This window comes from Mesorhizobium kowhaii, from assembly GCF_003253745.1.
Classification (GTDB): Bacteria; Pseudomonadota; Alphaproteobacteria; order Rhizobiales; family Rhizobiaceae; genus Mesorhizobium; species Mesorhizobium kowhaii.
The window spans coordinates 629,216-644,461 of the sequence record NZ_MZXV01000032.1; the positions used below are offsets into that span (position 1 = coordinate 629,216).

Below are 15,246 nucleotides of genomic sequence, written 5' to 3' on the forward strand. Positions count from 1 at the left end.
CGCGCTACTCGGCCGCGGCGCGGATGCCCGGCGTGTCGGGAAAGGTGCAGATGACGGTCGTGCCCTTGTCCTTGCCGGTTTCGATGCGAACGCTGCCGCCATGCAGTTCGACAAAGCTCTTGACGATCGACAGGCCGAGACCGGCGCCGCGCCGGCGGCCGCCATTGGCACGCGGCTCGAAACGGCGGAACACCGAATCGAGCAGGTCCGGCGGCATGCCGGGACCGTCGTCATGAACCGAGAATTCCACCCCGTCCGCCAGATGGCGGCAAGTGAGCCGGATGGTGCTGGCTTCCGGCGCATAGTTGGCGGCGTTGCTGAGCAGATTGTAGAGGATCTGGCGGACGCGGATCTCGTCGCCATGGAACGTCTTCGGCGCCGCGGCGGCGTCGACCTCGAGCCTGATCGAATGCTCTTCCAGCCGGTCGGCCACCAGTTCGGCCGCAGCCGCGATGGTGCGATCGACATGCACCTCTGAAATGTCGAGCTGCATGATGCCGGCGTCCACCGTCGCCAGGTCGAGGATGTCGTTGACGATCGTGAGCAGGACCGAGGAGGACGAGCCGACATGCTCGACATATTCGCGCTGCTTCTGCGTCAGCGGACCGGTCGCCGGCAGCGACAGAAGTTCGGTGAAGCCGATGATGTTGGTCAGTGGCGAGCGCAATTCGTAGGAGACGTGCTGGACGAATTCGTTCTTGAGCTGGTCGGATTTCTGCAGCGCCTCGTTCTTGTCCTTCAGCGCCCGCTCGACGTTGACGCTGTCGGTGACGTCGACGAAGGTCATCATCACCTGCCCGTTGGGCAACGGGATCATGGCGTAGCTCAGCACATTGCCGTTGTTGAGTTCGGTCTGGCCGTGGCGGTCGCGACGCTCGTCGTCGAACCCGGTGATGGCGGCAACGAAGCCCGGCCAGGGACTGTTCGCCGCCTGCCCGTCGCAAAGGTCGCGGATCGCGGAAACGTGCACATTGGGCTTGGCCGCTTCGCCGCTCAAGCCCCAGAGCTTGGCAAAGGCAGGGTTCGACAGCCGAAGCCTGCCATCGGGGCCGAACACCGCCACGCCTTCGGCAAGATTGTCGAGTGTCTCGCCCTGCACCCGCACCGCTGTCTGGTAGCGGCTTTCGAGGTCCATCTTCTCGGTCAGGTTCTCGAACACCCAGGTCACGCCGCCCTTGGGCTGCGGGTTGGCGACGACGCGGATGGTCTTGCCGTCCGGCAGATGCCACCAGTGTTCCTGCGATTCGACGGCGCGGTACGCGCCGAGCAGGCCTTCCTTCCAGCGGCGCCATTCCGGCTGCTCGGCGATCTTGCCCGAGCTGCGCAGCCGGTCGAGCAACAGGGCATTGTCGGGAGCGCTGTGCAGGAAGCCGCTGTCGAGGCCCCACAGCTTCTGGAAAGCCTGGTTGAAGAACCGCAACTTCTCGTCGGTGTCGAAAATGGCGACCGCCGTATTGAGCTGGTCGAGCGTGTCGGCGTGGCTCCTGACGGTCCGTTCGTATTCGCCGCGAACGGCCTCGATGGCGCTGGTGTCGCAGGCAAGGCCGGCCGAGCCGTCCGCGCCGGCGAAATCGGTGACCGCAAACACACGGCGGTCGCCTTCGATCACGGTGGAAAGCGACTGCTCGAAGACCGGATGCGTCTTGTGCTGGGCGGCAATCGCATCGCGTGCCTGGCCGCCGAGGAACTCCTTTGCCTCCCGAACCGCGGCTTCGGCATTGTCTGCTTCGACCGCATCGGCATAGGCCCGGTTGACCCACTTCAACCGCCCATCCTCGCTGCGAAGCCATGCCGGCATGTTCAGCGCGTCGAGCAGGCCGATCATCGTGTCATGGTCGGCGGCCAGCCGCTGGTTCTCGATCTTCAGCCTGGCCTGGCTGCGCTGCGTCTCCGAGAGCGAGACGAAACGCACGAGCACATGGGCGGCGCTCTTGCGGCCATGCACTTCGAGCGGTGCGCCGGCCTGCGATTCGATGACGAGGTCGAAGTGTTTCGCCTTTTCGCGCAGTCCCGCGACGGCATGTTCGAGCGCCGCCGCAGAACGCGGCATCAGCCAGCGGCCGAAAGCGAGGAAAGCAGCCCGGTCCTCGGGAGCACCGCTCTCTACGGGCAGTGTGCCGATGAGTTCGGGCTTCTTGTTTTCAGCGGCCCAGACGACCACGCGCTGGTCGCGCAGATTGAGCAGCGCCTCCGAGCGGCGCAGGGCCGCGTTGATGTCGGCGAGGCGGCTCCTGAGTTCGACATTATCCGCCGAGGTGCGGGCTCTTTCGCGGATGAGGACGATGGCCGACAGAAGTGCCGCGCCGGTCACGCCGACAAACACCGCAAGCTGCATGACCTCGATCGCGCTGATCGACAACCCGGCCGTTGTCACGCCGGCGGCTTCGGCATGCGCAACCGCATTGGCCAAGGAGCCGGCAAACGCCGATGTGGCAAGGAACAGTGCCGCGCGGGCGCGCCATGACAGGCTTCCGCTTTGCATGGCGGAGCCAGTGATCCCCGAATCGTCTTGGCCGCCGGAAACGGCCCGTCCCGCTCCGTGCGGGTGTTGCCCCGGCATGTCTTGGTCCTCTCCGCCGCCTGAATGCAAGACCGCCCTGATGCGCGCTTCTCTTGATCCCCTCTCGGGCCGGAAGCGTCGCGAATCACCTGACAATAAACCCTCGCCGAATCGCCGTGAAGGCTGGTGGCGCGCAAAAATAAAGCCGGGCGAAAAGTCAATCGCCCGGCGTCAATATCTGGTAGCAATTTTAGCTTTGGTTAATAGCGGTAGTGTTCCGGCTTGAACGGCCCCTGCTGAGTCACGCCGATATAGGCGGCCTGCTCGCCGGACAATTCGGTTAGGCGGGCGCCAAGCTTGTCGAGATGCAGGCGCGCGACCTTTTCATCGAGATGCTTGGGCAGGACATAGACCTGGTTCTCGTACTGGCCGGGCTTGGTGTAGAGCTCGATCTGGGCCAGCACCTGGTTGGTGAACGAGGCCGACATGACGAAGCTCGGGTGACCGGTGGCGTTGCCGAGATTGAGCAGCCGGCCTTCCGACAGCAGGATCATCCGCTTGCCGTCCGGGAAGGTGATCATGTCGACCTGCGGCTTGACGTTGGTCCATTTCAGGTTGCGCAGCGCGGCCACCTGGATCTCGTTGTCGAAGTGACCGATGTTGCCGACGATCACCATGTCCTTCATCGAGCGCATGTGGTCGAGGGTGACGACATCCTTGTTGCCGGTGGTGGTGATGACGATATCGGCGGTGGGTGCCGCATCTTCCAGCGTGACGACTTCAAAACCGTCCATCGCCGCCTGCAGGGCGCAGATCGGATCGACCTCGGTGACCTTGACGCGGGCGCCGGCGCCCTTGAGCGAGGCCGACGAGCCCTTGCCGACGTCGCCATAGCCGCAGACAACCGCGACCTTGCCGGCCATCATGGTGTCGGTGCCACGACGGATGCCGTCGACTAGCGATTCCTTGCAGCCATATTTGTTGTCGAACTTCGACTTGGTGACCGAGTCGTTGACGTTGATGGCGGGGAAGGGCAGCAGGCCCTTCTTCTGCAGCTGGTAAAGCCGGTTGACGCCGGTGGTCGTCTCTTCGGTGACGCCGCGGATCGCCGCCTTCTGCTTGGTGAAGAAGCCGGGCGAAGCCTTCAGGCGCTTCTTGACCTGAGCGTAGAAATATTCCTCTTCCTCGCTCTGCGGGTTGGACAGCACGTCCTCGCCGGCCTCGGCGCGGGCGCCGATCAGGATGTACATGGTGGCGTCGCCGCCATCATCGAGGATCATGTTGGAGGTGCCGCCGTCGGCCCATTGGAAGATCTTGTCGGTGTAGTCCCAATACTCCTCAAGCGACTCGCCCTTGACGGCGAACACCGGGATACCGGATGCGGCGATGGCCGCGGCCGCATGATCCTGGGTCGAGAAGATGTTGCAGGAAGCCCAGCGGATTTCGGCGCCGAGCGCCTTCAGCGTCTCAATCAGCACCGCCGTCTGGATGGTCATGTGCAGCGAGCCGGTGATGCGCGCGCCCTTGAGCGGCTTCTTGTCGCCGAATTCCTCGCGGCTGGCCATCAGCCCCGGCATTTCGGTTTCGGCGATCTCGATTTCCTTGCGGCCCCAGCCGGCGAGCGAGATGTCGGCGACCACATAGTCCTTGCTACCCGTCATGGCAGTGCTCCGATGCGAATTGGTTGTGCTGCGAATTGGTTGCGGATGCGCCCGCGCCGTCGGCGCGTCGAAGGGCGCGAATTGCCGGCCTGACTAGCAGATCGGGGCCGAGACGACAATGGGATATAAAGAAATCTTTATCCGTGCATGTCTCGAAGAGCTTCTTCGCTCCGCGCGAGGATCAGCTTTCCTCGCCGAAGCGGGACGCCACTAATTGCTCCAGCGCGTCGATGACCTGCAGCGCCTCCGGCCCGCTGGCAGTGACACGGATCGAGTAGCCGGGGCTTGCCGCCAGCATCATCAGGCCCATGATCGAGGTGCCGCCGACCTTGACACCGTCCTTCTCGACATGCACCGAGGCGTCGAAGCCGCTCGCCAGCTGGACGAATTTCGCTGAGGCGCGCGCGTGCAGGCCGCGCTGGTTGATGATGGGAAAGTCCCGGATGATCTGATCTTTTTCCGGGGACAGCGCGTTCATTTGCTGCTCAAAAGCTGACTGGCGACGTTGATGTATTTGCGGCCGGCGGCCTGCGCCTCGTCTAGCGCGGCCGCCATGTTGTCGCCCTTGCGGATCGAGGAGAGCTTGATCAGCATCGGCAGGTTCATGCCGGCGATCACCTCGGTGCGACCGGACTCCATCACCGAAATGGCAAGGTTGGAGGGCGTGCCGCCGAACATGTCGGTCAGCACGATGACGCCCGTTCCGGTGTCGACACGGGCCACGGCATCGACGATGTCGCGGCGACGCTGCTCCATATCGTCATCGGCGCCGATCGCCACGGTTTCGAAATTGTCTTGTGGCCCGACGACATGTTCCACGGCATGTCGAAATTCGGCGGCCAGTTGACCGTGCGTTACAAGCACGAGTCCGATCATTCTTTGGTGGCTCCCGTCATCGCCGCTTCACAGGCGCATATTATGCTCGCCAGCCATTCCAGGCGGCGGGAGCGCTATCTTGTCGACGCGCGGCCGGTTGACAAGCCCCAAATTGCGCCGGCCCATGCCATTTTGACGCATTGCAGCAAAAAATCCGGAGCGGATCATAGAAAAGGCGCGATCGACAGCCGCGCCATTACGGCGGGCAAGGCCGTGGCGGCGTTACGCTCGGCAAGGTCGATACGCGGCACCGGGCAGCCTGCGACCGGCTCGCTGATTTCCTCCTGGAAACGGGCCATCTCTGCCTTTGGCACCAGCCTCACATGGAGGTCGATCACTCCGCCCGGCTCGAACGGCAGCGGGCGCGGCATGAACCCAGGTACTTCGGCGAGACCGGCGATGGTCGCCGGCACGCGACAGACCAGCCGCCCGGCGCGGGCCGCGGCAAGCAGCCTGTCGTCGCCGATCAGCCGCGAGAACAGCCCGCGCGCGCGGCAATGGTCCAGGAGTGTCAGTGCCAGCGTCGTCTTGCCGGCGCCGGATGGCCCGGTGATAAGGACGCCGCGCTCGCCGATCAGGATCGCGGTTCCGTGAATGTTTTCAGGCTGCGCAACCGGATCAGGCACGATCTTGCCCGATCATGTTTTTGGATGGCATGATCTTGTCCGAAAACCGGTTTCCACTTTTCGGGATCATGCTTCGGCCGGCAGCGTCACGACAAAACGCGCGCCCTTGATTTCGCCGGGTTTGGTGCCGGGGATGTTTTCGGCGGTCAAGGTGCCGCCATGGGCCTCGACGATCTGCCTGGATATCGACAGGCCAAGGCCCGAATTCTGGCCGAACGCCTCGCCGGCCGGCCGGTCGGTGTAGAAGCGTTCGAAGATGCGGTCGATGTTGTCGGCGCGGATGCCGGGACCATTGTCGTCGACGGTGACGATGTTGAACTTGCCGGCGCGCGCCAGCGACAGGCTGATATGGCCATGGTCTTCGGGAACGAAGGAACGGGCGTTCTCGATCAGGTTGGTGATGACCTGACCGATGCGCAGATCATGGCCGACGACCACATAGCCTTTGACGCCCTGCGGCAGCTTGGCGACCTTGAATTCGATCTCGACCGCCTTCTTGTTGCGCGTGGCTTCACGCGAAACGGCGACGAGATCGGTGATGAATTTCTTCAGGTCGACCGTGCCTGCATCTTCACGCGCCAGCTCGGCATCAAGACGGGAGGCGTCGGAAATGTCGGTGATGAGCCGGTCCAGTCGCCTGACATCGTGCTGGATGATGTCCATCAGCCGGCCGCGCGAATTGTCGTTCTTGGCCAGCGGCAAGGTTTCCACCGCGCTGCGCAGCGACGTCAGCGGGTTCTTCAATTCGTGCGACACGTCAGCCGCAAAGCTTTCGATCGCCTCGATGCGGGCGTAGAGCGCGTTGGTCATGTCGCGTATGGCGATCGACAGATTGCCGATCTCATCCTGGCGGTCGGAAAAGTCCGGGATTTCCTCGCGGCTCTTGACGCCGCGCCGCACCCGCACGGCAGCCGCCGACAGCCGGCGCAGCGGATTGGCGATGGTGGAGGCGAGCAGCATCGACAGGATGGCGGTGACAAGGGCCGCGATGCCGAACACGCGCAGGATCGCCTTGCGCTCGGCGGCGACGATCTTGTCGATGTCGCCGCCTTCGGTCGACAGCATCAACACGCCGAGAACGGCGCGGAAGCGCTGGATCGGCACCGCCACCGAGACGATCTGCTCGCCCTGTTCCGAGATGCGCACGATGGTCGACGGGCTGCCGGTGAGCGCCTTGACCACTTCCGGGAAGGCGGCGCCATTGCCACCCGGCTGCTCGTGATAGACCGGCAGCTCGGTGTTGCGGAAGAAATCGAAGACAAACTTCTGGATGCGCTCGACCAGATCGGGCTCTTCCTCGTCGACCGGCGGCAGGTCGTAGCGCAGGATCTGGCCGCGCGAATAGAGATGGCGCGAATCGAGCAGCAGATTGGCGTCGCGGTCATAGATGCGGGCGCGCGTCCGGGTCGGCGAGATCAGCCTTCGCAGCACCGGCGCGACGCGCTCCGGATTGATCGGGAAGTCGAGATTGTCGAGCTGGTCCGAGCCCGGCCCGAGGCTTTCGCCGGCCTGCAGCTCGAGCAGCTTTTCCGGGTCGATGCTGATCGAATCCGTCTCGACCGTCGCCGACGCGGCGATGGCGCCGGCGATGATCTCCCCCTGGGTCATCAGGCTTTCGACGCGGGCGTCGATCAGCCCGTCACGGAAGGTGTTGAGATAGAGGATGCCGGTCACCAGGACGGCCAAGCCGGCGAGGTTGAGGAAGAGGATACGCCGCGTCAGGCTGGAAAAGATATGATGGCCGAGGAAGCGGCGCATCGGCACCGTGATTTTCGACACGAATGACGGCATGATGCGCGACGGCCGCCTGGAGGCGCCCGCCGGTCTGCTTCGCTGTGCTTCCACTGCCATCGAATAGCAGCTCCCGCCTAGTCTTTGCTTTGATGCATGTCGTTGTCCCAAAACCGGGACCACTTTTGGGCGACATGCATCAACTTACGCTTCGCGGAACCGGTATCCGACTCCGTAAAGGGTTTCGATCATCTCGAAGTCGTCGTCGACGGCCTTGAACTTCTTGCGCAGCCGCTTGATGTGGCTGTCGATGGTTCGGTCGTCGACATAGACCTGTTCATCATAAGCCGAATCCATCAGCGCATCACGGCTTTTTACGACACCGGGACGCTGCGCCAGCGAATGCAGGATCAGGAATTCGGTGACGGTCAGCGTCACCGGCTCGCCTTTCCAGGTGCAGGTGTGGCGCTCCTGGTCCATGACAAGCTGGCCGCGTTCGAGCGAGCGGGCCTGCTGGCTGGGCGTCTTTGCCGAAGCCTCGCGGGCACTGGCGCGGCGCAGCACGGCGCGCACCCGCTCGACCAGCAGACGCTGCGAGAACGGTTTGCGGATGAAATCGTCGGCGCCCATCTTGAGGCCGAACAATTCGTCGATCTCGTCGTCCTTGGAGGTCAGGAAGATCACCGGAAGGTCGGATTTCTGACGCATCCGGCGCAGCAGTTCCATGCCATCCATGCGCGGCATCTTGATGTCGAGGATGGCAAGATTCGGCGGGCGTGCCGCCAACCCTTCCAGCGCAGACGCACCATCCGTGTAGGTCTCGACCCGATACCCTTCGGATTCGAGGGCGATCGACACCGATGTCAGAATGTTGCGGTCGTCATCGACAAGCGCGATTGTTGCCATTTCAAGCGGCTCCCTCATGAGCTGTCCCTTCTTTTGTAGAGAAGGGGCTTTTGCAGGACAAATTAGGTACAAAATGTGGCATAGGCCTTGTCCGCTGTCACGCGCGGCATGCCGGCGGCCACAATCCTACCTCGATATGGATTGGACGAACGAACACCGCCAATCCTTTGGGCAACCGCCAAACTTTTTGCACATATAAACGATTTAAACAACTTTCAAAATATTTAAATCGATTAATGATTTGATATCATTTGGCTTTTCTGGTTCTGACGATCTCAGCCTGCGTCGTGGGCCTGCCGGAAAATACGCCGGCAAAGATGCGGAAAACGAAGAGGGACACTTGATGTCGGAAGTCGGCAAACGCAATTCTGCCTGCGCGATCGATCATATCGGCCTGAAAACCACCGGCGTGGTGCGCTATAATTTCGGTGCAGCGGCCCTTTACGAGGAATCGATCCGGCGCGGCGAGGCCCGGCTCACCGCACATGGCGCACTGGTCGCCGAGACCGGCCAGCACACCGGCCGCTCGCCCAAGGACAAATTCGTCGTGCGCGACGGCGCCACCGAGCCGCATGTCTGGTGGGACAACAACAAGGCGATCTCACAGGCCCAGTTCGACCTGCTGCTTGCCGATTTCCGCGATCACGCCGCGGCCAGGGATCTTTACGTGCAGGATCTGGTCGGCGGCGCTGACGAAGGGCTGAAGCTGCCGACCAGGGTGGTTACCGAACTCGCCTGGCACTCGCTGTTCATCCGCAATCTGCTCATCCGCCCGGATGCTGCCGAGCTCGAGCATTTCGTGCCTGAGATGACGATCATCGACCTGCCGTCGTTCCGCGCCGATCCCGCCCGTCACGGCAGCCGCACCGAAACGGTGATCGCTGTCGACCTGACGCACAAGATCGTGCTGATCGGCGGCACCTCCTATGCCGGCGAGATGAAGAAGTCGGTGTTCACCATGCTCAACTATCTGCTGCCGGCGAAGGGCGTGATGCCGATGCATTGCTCGGCCAATGAGGGTGAGAGCGGCGACGCCGCCATCTTCTTCGGCCTATCAGGCACCGGCAAGACGACGCTCTCGGCCGATCCGTCGCGCACGCTGATCGGCGACGATGAGCATGGCTGGGGACCGCACGGCATCTTCAATTTCGAAGGCGGCTGCTACGCCAAGACGATCAAGCTGTCGGCGGAAGCCGAACCGGAAATCTTCGCCACCACGCAGCGCTTCGGCACGGTGCTGGAGAATGTCGTGCTGGACGCGAACCGCGTGCCGGATTTCAACGACGGAAGGCTCACCGAGAACACGCGCTGCGCCTACCCGCTGGATTTCATCCCCAATGCCAGCAAGACGGGACGCGCCAGTCATCCGAAGAACATCATCATGCTGACCGCCGATGCCTTCGGCGTGATGCCGCCGATCGCCCGGATGACCCCGGCACAGGCGATGTATCATTTCCTGTCCGGCTACACGGCCAAGGTGGCCGGAACCGAAAAGGGCGTGACCGAACCCGAAGCGACGTTTTCGACCTGCTTCGGCGCGCCGTTCATGCCGCGCCATCCCTCGGAATACGGCAATTTGCTGCGCGAGTTGATTGCCCGCCATGACGCCGATTGCTGGCTGGTCAACACCGGCTGGACCGGCGGCGCCTACGGCACCGGCAAGCGGATGCCGATCAAGGCAACGCGAGCATTGCTTGCGGCAGCACTCGACGGCTCGCTGAAGGCGGCCGAGTTCCGCACCGACCCTCATTTCGGTTTCGTGGTGCCGATGGCTGTCCCGGGCGTCGACAGCGCCATTCTCGATCCGCGGTCGACCTGGGCGGACAAGGCCGGTTATGACCGGCAGGCGGCAAGGCTGGTCGGCATGTTCATCGACAATTTCGAGAAGTTCGAAAGCCATGTCGACGCCGTGGTGCTGGGTGCCGCCCCCCACATGCAGGAAGCGGCGGAGTAATCAGTCAGCCTGTCGTTGAAAGGCCCGGTTTCGATCGGGCCTTTTCTTTTTCGATCCGCCGCGCCATGACTGCGGCATGGCGAGCGACGACGACATCATCATTGCCGACGATGCGGTGATCCACCCGGGCGACCTGCACGAGGACTTCATCCGCTCGTCCGGTCCGGGCGGCCAGAACGTCAACAAGGTGGCGACGGCGGTGCAGCTGCGCTTCGACGCGGCCAACGCAACGGGTCTTTCGGAGCGCGTGCGCGAGCGGACGATCAAGCTTGCCGGCCAGCGTGCCACCAAGGACGGTGTCATCGTCATAGAGGCAGGCCGCTTCCGCACCCAGGAACAGAACCGGGCGGACGCACGGGCAAGGCTCACGGCACTGGTCGCCAAGGCCGCCGAGCCGCCACCGCCACCACGCAAGAAGACGCGGCCGTCGAAAGGTGCGGTGGAGCGGCGGCTGAAGAGCAAGGCCGGACGCGGCACGATCAAAAAACTGCGCGGCCGCGTTGGCGACGATTGAGCCATCGGAAGTGTCCGGACATGCGGTTTTCGGGTCGCCGGGAGCGACTCATCATGTCATCCTGTTTCACACGATTGACTCGATTGAACCGACCTCATGCTCGTCCTGCCCAAAGGCGTCCGCCACATGCCGGCCTACCTGTCACGCACCGTGCAGGAAGCGCTGGTCGAGGCGGTGAGAGGCATCGTGCAGCAGGCGCCGCTGTTCGTGCCGGCGATGCCGCGCACCGGCAAGGAGATGAGCGTGCGCATGACCAATTGCGGCCCGCTCGGCTGGGTCACCGACAAGGAAGGCGGCTACCGCTACCAGCCGACGCATCCGGTGACCGGATTGCCATGGCCGCCAATTCCGGACGGGCTGCTCGACCTGTGGCGGCAGGTGTCGGGCTATCCGCATCCGCCGGAAGCCTGCCTGGTCAATTTCTACACGCCGGACGCAAAAATGGGCCTGCATCAGGACCGCGACGAGGCCGAGTTTTCGGCACCGGTGGTTTCCGTTTCACTGGGCGACGATTGCCTGTTCCGGGTCGGCCAGACGACGCGTGAGGGGGCGACCCGGTCGTTCAGGCTGAAAAGCGGCGACGTCGTGGTGCTCGGCGGCGAAGGACGCCTCAGCTTTCACGGCGTCGACCGCATTTATCCCTCGACCTCGGCATTGCTGAAAAATGGCGGCCGCATCAATCTGACACTGCGGCGGGTGACGAAACCGATCTCAGCCGCGCCGGACGAAGGCTCGCGAGAAGGCCTATAAGGCAATTCCAGGAAAATTGACGCGCTGGCGGCCGCCGTCACAGCTTCCTGAGCGCCACTTCCTCGATCAGGTGATCGGCGCCCTTGCGCAGGATGAGGTCGGCGCGGGCCCGCGTCGGCAGGATGTTCTCGCGCAAATTCTTCAGATTGATGTTGGTCCACAGGCCTTCGGCGATGGCGCGGGCCGAATCCTCCGAGAGCTGCGAATAGCGGTGAAAGAAGGAGTCCGGATTGCGGAAGGCGGTTTCGCGCAGCCGCATGAAACGAGCGGTGTACCATTGATGGATCAGCTTCTCGTCGGCATCGATATAGATGGCGAAGTCGAAGAAGTCCGACAGGAAGGGCACGATCTTGCCGTCCTGCGGCAGCTTGCCGGGCTGCAGGACGTTGATGCCTTCGAAGATCAGGATGTCCGGCCGGTCGATGGTGACGAACTCGCCGGGAATGACGTCATAGGTCAGGTGCGAATAGACCGGCGCGCGGACATTGCGCAGCGCCGACTTGATGCCCGACAGGAAGCGCAGCAGCGCGCCGACATCGTAGCTGTCGGGAAAACCCTTGCGCTCCATCAGGTTTTCGCGGCGCAGGACCTCGTTGGGCAGCAGGAAACCGTCGGTGGTGATGAGATCGACCTTGGGGCTCGATGGCCAGCGCGCCAGCAACTCCTTCAACACGCGCGCGGTGGTCGATTTGCCGACCGCGACGGAGCCGGCAATGCCGATGATGAACGGCGTCTTGACCACGTCGACCGCGTTGAAGAAGGCCTGGCGCTGCCTGAACAGCAACTGGCTCGCTTCGACATGCGCGGATAAGAGCCGCGACAGCGACAGGTAGATGCGCTTGACCTCTTCGAGGTCGACCGGGTCGTTGAGCGAACGCAGGCGGCGGAATTCGTCCTCGCTCAGCGTCAGCGGCGTGTCGGCGCGGAATTGCGACCATTGCTCGGCGGAGAAGAAACGAAAGGGGGAATATTTCTCGGTTGGCGCGAGCTGGTCCATCGAGATTCCTACCCTCCTCGCGGTCAGCCCTTGGGCCGTGACGCCTTCTCGGCAATGCCCGAACGCCCGGTGCGGCCTTCGAGTTCCCTAAGCACATCGCTCAGCGGAACCCCTGAGATGCCGAGAACGACGAGCCAATGATATATGAGATCGGCGCTTTCCGAAACGAGGGCCTGTTTGTCGCCCTTGACGGCGGCAATCACTGTCTCGACAGCCTCTTCGCCGAGCTTCTGCGCCGCCTTGTCGATGCCGCGCGCAAACAGCTTTGCCGTCCACGAATCCGGGTCACCGGAATGGGCGCGTTCCCGGACGATTTTTTCCAGGTCGGAGAGCGAAAACTCGGTCATGGCCGCCGTTTAAGACCGATTACCGGGCGAGTCCAGCCGCATCGGCAGCCCGGCTCGGGCCATATGCGCCTTGGCTTGCCCTATCGTGTAGGTTCCGAAATGGAAGATGGATGCCGCCAGCACCGCGCCGGCATGGCCATCACGGATGCCTTCGACCATATGATCGAGTGTGCCGACGCCGCCGGACGCGATGACCGGCGCGCGCACCGCATCTGCAATCGCGCGGGTCAGCGCGATGTCATAACCGGCCTTGGTGCCGTCACGGTCCATCGAGGTCAAAAGGATCTCGCCGGCGCCGCGATCGACCATCAGCTGAGCAAATTCAACCGCATCGATGCCGGTTTTCTCGCGTCCGCCATGGGTGAAGATCTCCCAGCGATCGGCTTCGCCGGCGCCTGACACCTTCTTGGCGTCGATGGCGACGACGATGCACTGGTTGCCGAACTTGTCGGCGGCCTCGGCGACGAAATCCGGGTTCTTCACCGCCGCCGTGTTGATCGACACCTTGTCGGCACCGGCAAGCAGCAGCTTCCTGATGTCGGCGACCTGGCGCACGCCGCCGCCGACTGTCAGCGGCATGAAGCACTGTTCGGCGGTGCGGGCAACGACGTCGAAGATGGTCTCGCGATTGTCCGATGAAGCCGTGATGTCGAGGAAGCAGAGCTCGTCGGCGCCGGCCGCGTCATAGGCCTTGGCCGCCTCGACTGGATCGCCGGCGTCGATGAGATCGACGAAGTTGACGCCCTTGACGACACGGCCATTCTTGACGTCGAGGCAGGGGATGACACGGGCTTTCAGCATCACCTTCCCTCTATCGTGGCGATGAGATCGTTCAGCAACTGGCCGACAAGCGGGGGAACATCGGCCTGCGCATCGAAAGCCGGATCGTAGGCGGAAACGGTGATGCCGACCACCGGCACCGTAAGGGCCATGGCGCAAGCCGCGTCGCGCAATTGTTCCGGGTTCGGCCCGCCCGAACTGACGTATCGGTTGGCCTGCAGCTCCTCGGGATCGTGCACGTCCAGATCGAGATGCATGTGCACGCGTTTGGCGCCGGCAACCTTCAGTCTTTCGGTCGCCTGGGCCACTCCAGGGCATTCCGTTCGAAGGATCGGCAATGTCTCGAGAAGCTGTTTTTCCGCCGGATCGAGATCGCGCGCGTTTACGAGCACGCAACGTGACGGATCGATCGGCTGGAAGCCTGGAATGGCCGCCGCCATCGGCCGCCAACACAGGCCGAGTACGGTCGCCAGCGCCATGCCGTCGAGAAAGCCATAGACGGATGTCTCGGGCGTGTTGAGGTCGCCGTGCTGGTCGGCCCAGATGATTGCATCGGCGCCTTCGCCAGCGACTGCGCCGGCGCTGGTCAGGCAATTTCCTGAGAGAACGATGGGAAAGCGACCGCTGTCGCGAGCAAAGCGAACCTCGGCCGCGACCGCGTTGCAGACGGCAAAGCCGGTGGCGATCTCGCGCTCCTGGTCGTCTCCGACCCTGCCGATGTCCTCGACCGCGACGTCGTGACCCGCCATGGTCAAGGCATCGACGAGACCGCCTGATATCAGCGCGTCCGGCCCCTGGCCCATGCCGCCATGATAATGGCCGCTGTCATAGGACGCCAGGATGATCGAGATCTTCACGGCCGCGTCTCCATCGCCGGCCTGCCTTGCAGGATCGCCAGCGCCTCGGCCGGATCGATGCGGCCGTCATAGAGCGCCCGGCCGGAGATCGCGCCTTCGAGCTTCTGCGCATCGGGCATGGTCATGCGCACGATGTCGGCGATCGAGGCGAGGCCGCCGGACGCAATGACGGGAATAGACACGGCGTCGGCGAGACTGATGGTGGCGTCCCAGTTGATGCCGGTCAGCACGCCGTCGCGGTCGATATCGGTGTAGATGATGGCGGCGACGCCGGCGCCCTCGAATTTCTTCGCCAATTCGATGACCCCGAGGCTCGACGCCTCGGCCCAGCCTTCGACGGCGACCTTGCCGCCCTTGGCGTCGATGCCGACTGCCACCTTGCCCGGGAACGCCTTGCAGGCCTGCTTGACCAGATCGGGATCGCGCACCGCCACCGTGCCGAGGATGACACGGGCCAGCCCGCGATCGAGCCAGTCTTCGATCTGCGGCAAGGTGCGGATGCCACCGCCGAGCTGGACCGGGTTCTTCGTCGCCTTGAGGATGGCGCCGACCGCCGCGCTGTTGACGCTCTGGCCCTTGAAGGCGCCATTGAGGTCGACGACATGCAGCCATTCGAAGCCCTGTTGCTCGAAGGCTTTGGCCTGGGCGGCCGGGTCGTCATTGTAGATGGTCGCGGTCGCCATATCGCCGTGCTTCAGACGCACGCATTGGCCGTCCTTGAGATCGATGGCGGGGAAAAGGATCATC

At 63.4% G+C, this 15,246-nt stretch carries 15 protein-coding genes; 3 read left to right on the forward strand and 12 right to left on the reverse strand.

The window, feature by feature from the left end:
- Positions 1-4: 4 nt before the first annotated feature.
- The 7 genes from B5V02_RS15825 to B5V02_RS15865 all read right to left on the reverse strand — a co-directional run bounded on the left by B5V02_RS15825 (position 5) and on the right by B5V02_RS15865 (position 8,300).
- Positions 5-2,560, reverse strand: coding sequence for a sensor histidine kinase (locus B5V02_RS15825; protein ID WP_111545055.1), 2,556 nt, complete (start codon positions 2,558-2,560; stop codon positions 5-7).
- A gap of 200 nt (positions 2,561-2,760) precedes the next feature.
- On the reverse strand, positions 2,761-4,161 hold the full coding sequence (gene ahcY / locus B5V02_RS15830; protein ID WP_111545056.1) for an adenosylhomocysteinase: 1,401 nt from the start codon (positions 4,159-4,161) through the stop codon (positions 2,761-2,763).
- A 181-nt stretch (positions 4,162-4,342) separates the two neighbouring features.
- Positions 4,343-4,639, reverse strand: coding sequence for an HPr family phosphocarrier protein (locus tag B5V02_RS15835; RefSeq protein WP_111545057.1), 297 nt, complete (start codon positions 4,637-4,639; stop codon positions 4,343-4,345).
- On the reverse strand, positions 4,636-5,037 hold the full coding sequence (locus B5V02_RS15840; protein ID WP_056589309.1) for a PTS sugar transporter subunit IIA: 402 nt from the start codon (positions 5,035-5,037) through the stop codon (positions 4,636-4,638). Before B5V02_RS15840 ends, B5V02_RS15835 begins: the two co-directional genes overlap by 4 nt.
- 164 nt (positions 5,038-5,201) lie before the next feature.
- Positions 5,202-5,663, reverse strand: coding sequence for an HPr kinase/phosphorylase (locus B5V02_RS15850; RefSeq protein WP_111545059.1), 462 nt, complete (start codon positions 5,661-5,663; stop codon positions 5,202-5,204).
- A 66-nt stretch (positions 5,664-5,729) separates the two neighbouring features.
- Positions 5,730-7,514, reverse strand: coding sequence for a sensor histidine kinase (locus tag B5V02_RS15855; RefSeq protein ID WP_111545060.1), 1,785 nt, complete (start codon positions 7,512-7,514; stop codon positions 5,730-5,732).
- An 84-nt stretch (positions 7,515-7,598) separates the two neighbouring features.
- The gene (locus B5V02_RS15865) at positions 7,599-8,300 is read right to left on the reverse strand and encodes a response regulator transcription factor (protein ID WP_065011523.1); all 702 of its coding nucleotides are present in this window, start codon (positions 8,298-8,300) and stop codon (positions 7,599-7,601) included.
- Between the two features lie 343 nt (positions 8,301-8,643).
- Here B5V02_RS15865 and B5V02_RS15870 point away from each other — a divergent pair, with 343 nt between their 5' ends.
- The 3 genes from B5V02_RS15870 (at position 8,644) to B5V02_RS15880 (ending at position 11,518) form a co-directional block, all read left to right on the forward strand.
- A complete protein-coding gene (locus B5V02_RS15870) occupies positions 8,644-10,254 on the forward strand; it encodes a phosphoenolpyruvate carboxykinase (RefSeq protein ID WP_111545432.1) in 1,611 nt (536 codons plus the stop codon).
- 76 nt (positions 10,255-10,330) lie between these two features.
- Complete coding sequence (arfB, locus tag B5V02_RS15875; protein WP_111545061.1) at positions 10,331-10,768, forward strand: alternative ribosome rescue aminoacyl-tRNA hydrolase ArfB; 438 nt, start codon at positions 10,331-10,333, stop codon at positions 10,766-10,768.
- Positions 10,769-10,864: 96 nt separating this feature from the next.
- Complete coding sequence (locus B5V02_RS15880; protein ID WP_111545062.1) at positions 10,865-11,518, forward strand: alpha-ketoglutarate-dependent dioxygenase AlkB family protein; 654 nt, start codon at positions 10,865-10,867, stop codon at positions 11,516-11,518.
- Positions 11,519-11,555: 37 nt separating this feature from the next.
- On the opposite strand, the gene coaA is transcribed toward B5V02_RS15880, so the two are convergent.
- Genes coaA through hisA form a run of 5 tightly spaced genes read right to left on the reverse strand, consistent with a single transcriptional unit; the run spans position 11,556 to position 15,245 of the window.
- Positions 11,556-12,515, reverse strand: coding sequence for a type I pantothenate kinase (coaA, locus tag B5V02_RS15885; protein WP_111545063.1), 960 nt, complete (start codon positions 12,513-12,515; stop codon positions 11,556-11,558).
- A 23-nt stretch (positions 12,516-12,538) separates the two neighbouring features.
- On the reverse strand, positions 12,539-12,862 hold the full coding sequence (locus B5V02_RS15890; protein WP_111545064.1) for a phosphoribosyl-ATP diphosphatase: 324 nt from the start codon (positions 12,860-12,862) through the stop codon (positions 12,539-12,541).
- Between the two features lie 9 nt (positions 12,863-12,871).
- Positions 12,872-13,666, reverse strand: a complete 795-nt coding sequence (hisF, locus tag B5V02_RS15895; protein ID WP_167458508.1) for an imidazole glycerol phosphate synthase subunit HisF — start codon at positions 13,664-13,666, stop codon at positions 12,872-12,874.
- The gene (locus B5V02_RS15900) at positions 13,663-14,499 is read right to left on the reverse strand and encodes an arginase family protein (protein ID WP_111545066.1); all 837 of its coding nucleotides are present in this window, start codon (positions 14,497-14,499) and stop codon (positions 13,663-13,665) included. The genes hisF and B5V02_RS15900 overlap by 4 nt, the downstream gene beginning before the upstream one ends.
- Entirely contained in the window at positions 14,496-15,245 is a 750-nt protein-coding gene (gene hisA, locus B5V02_RS15905; RefSeq protein ID WP_111545067.1) for a 1-(5-phosphoribosyl)-5-[(5-phosphoribosylamino)methylideneamino]imidazole-4-carboxamide isomerase, read from the reverse strand. The genes B5V02_RS15900 and hisA overlap by 4 nt, the downstream gene beginning before the upstream one ends.
- Position 15,246 lies beyond the last annotated feature (1 nt).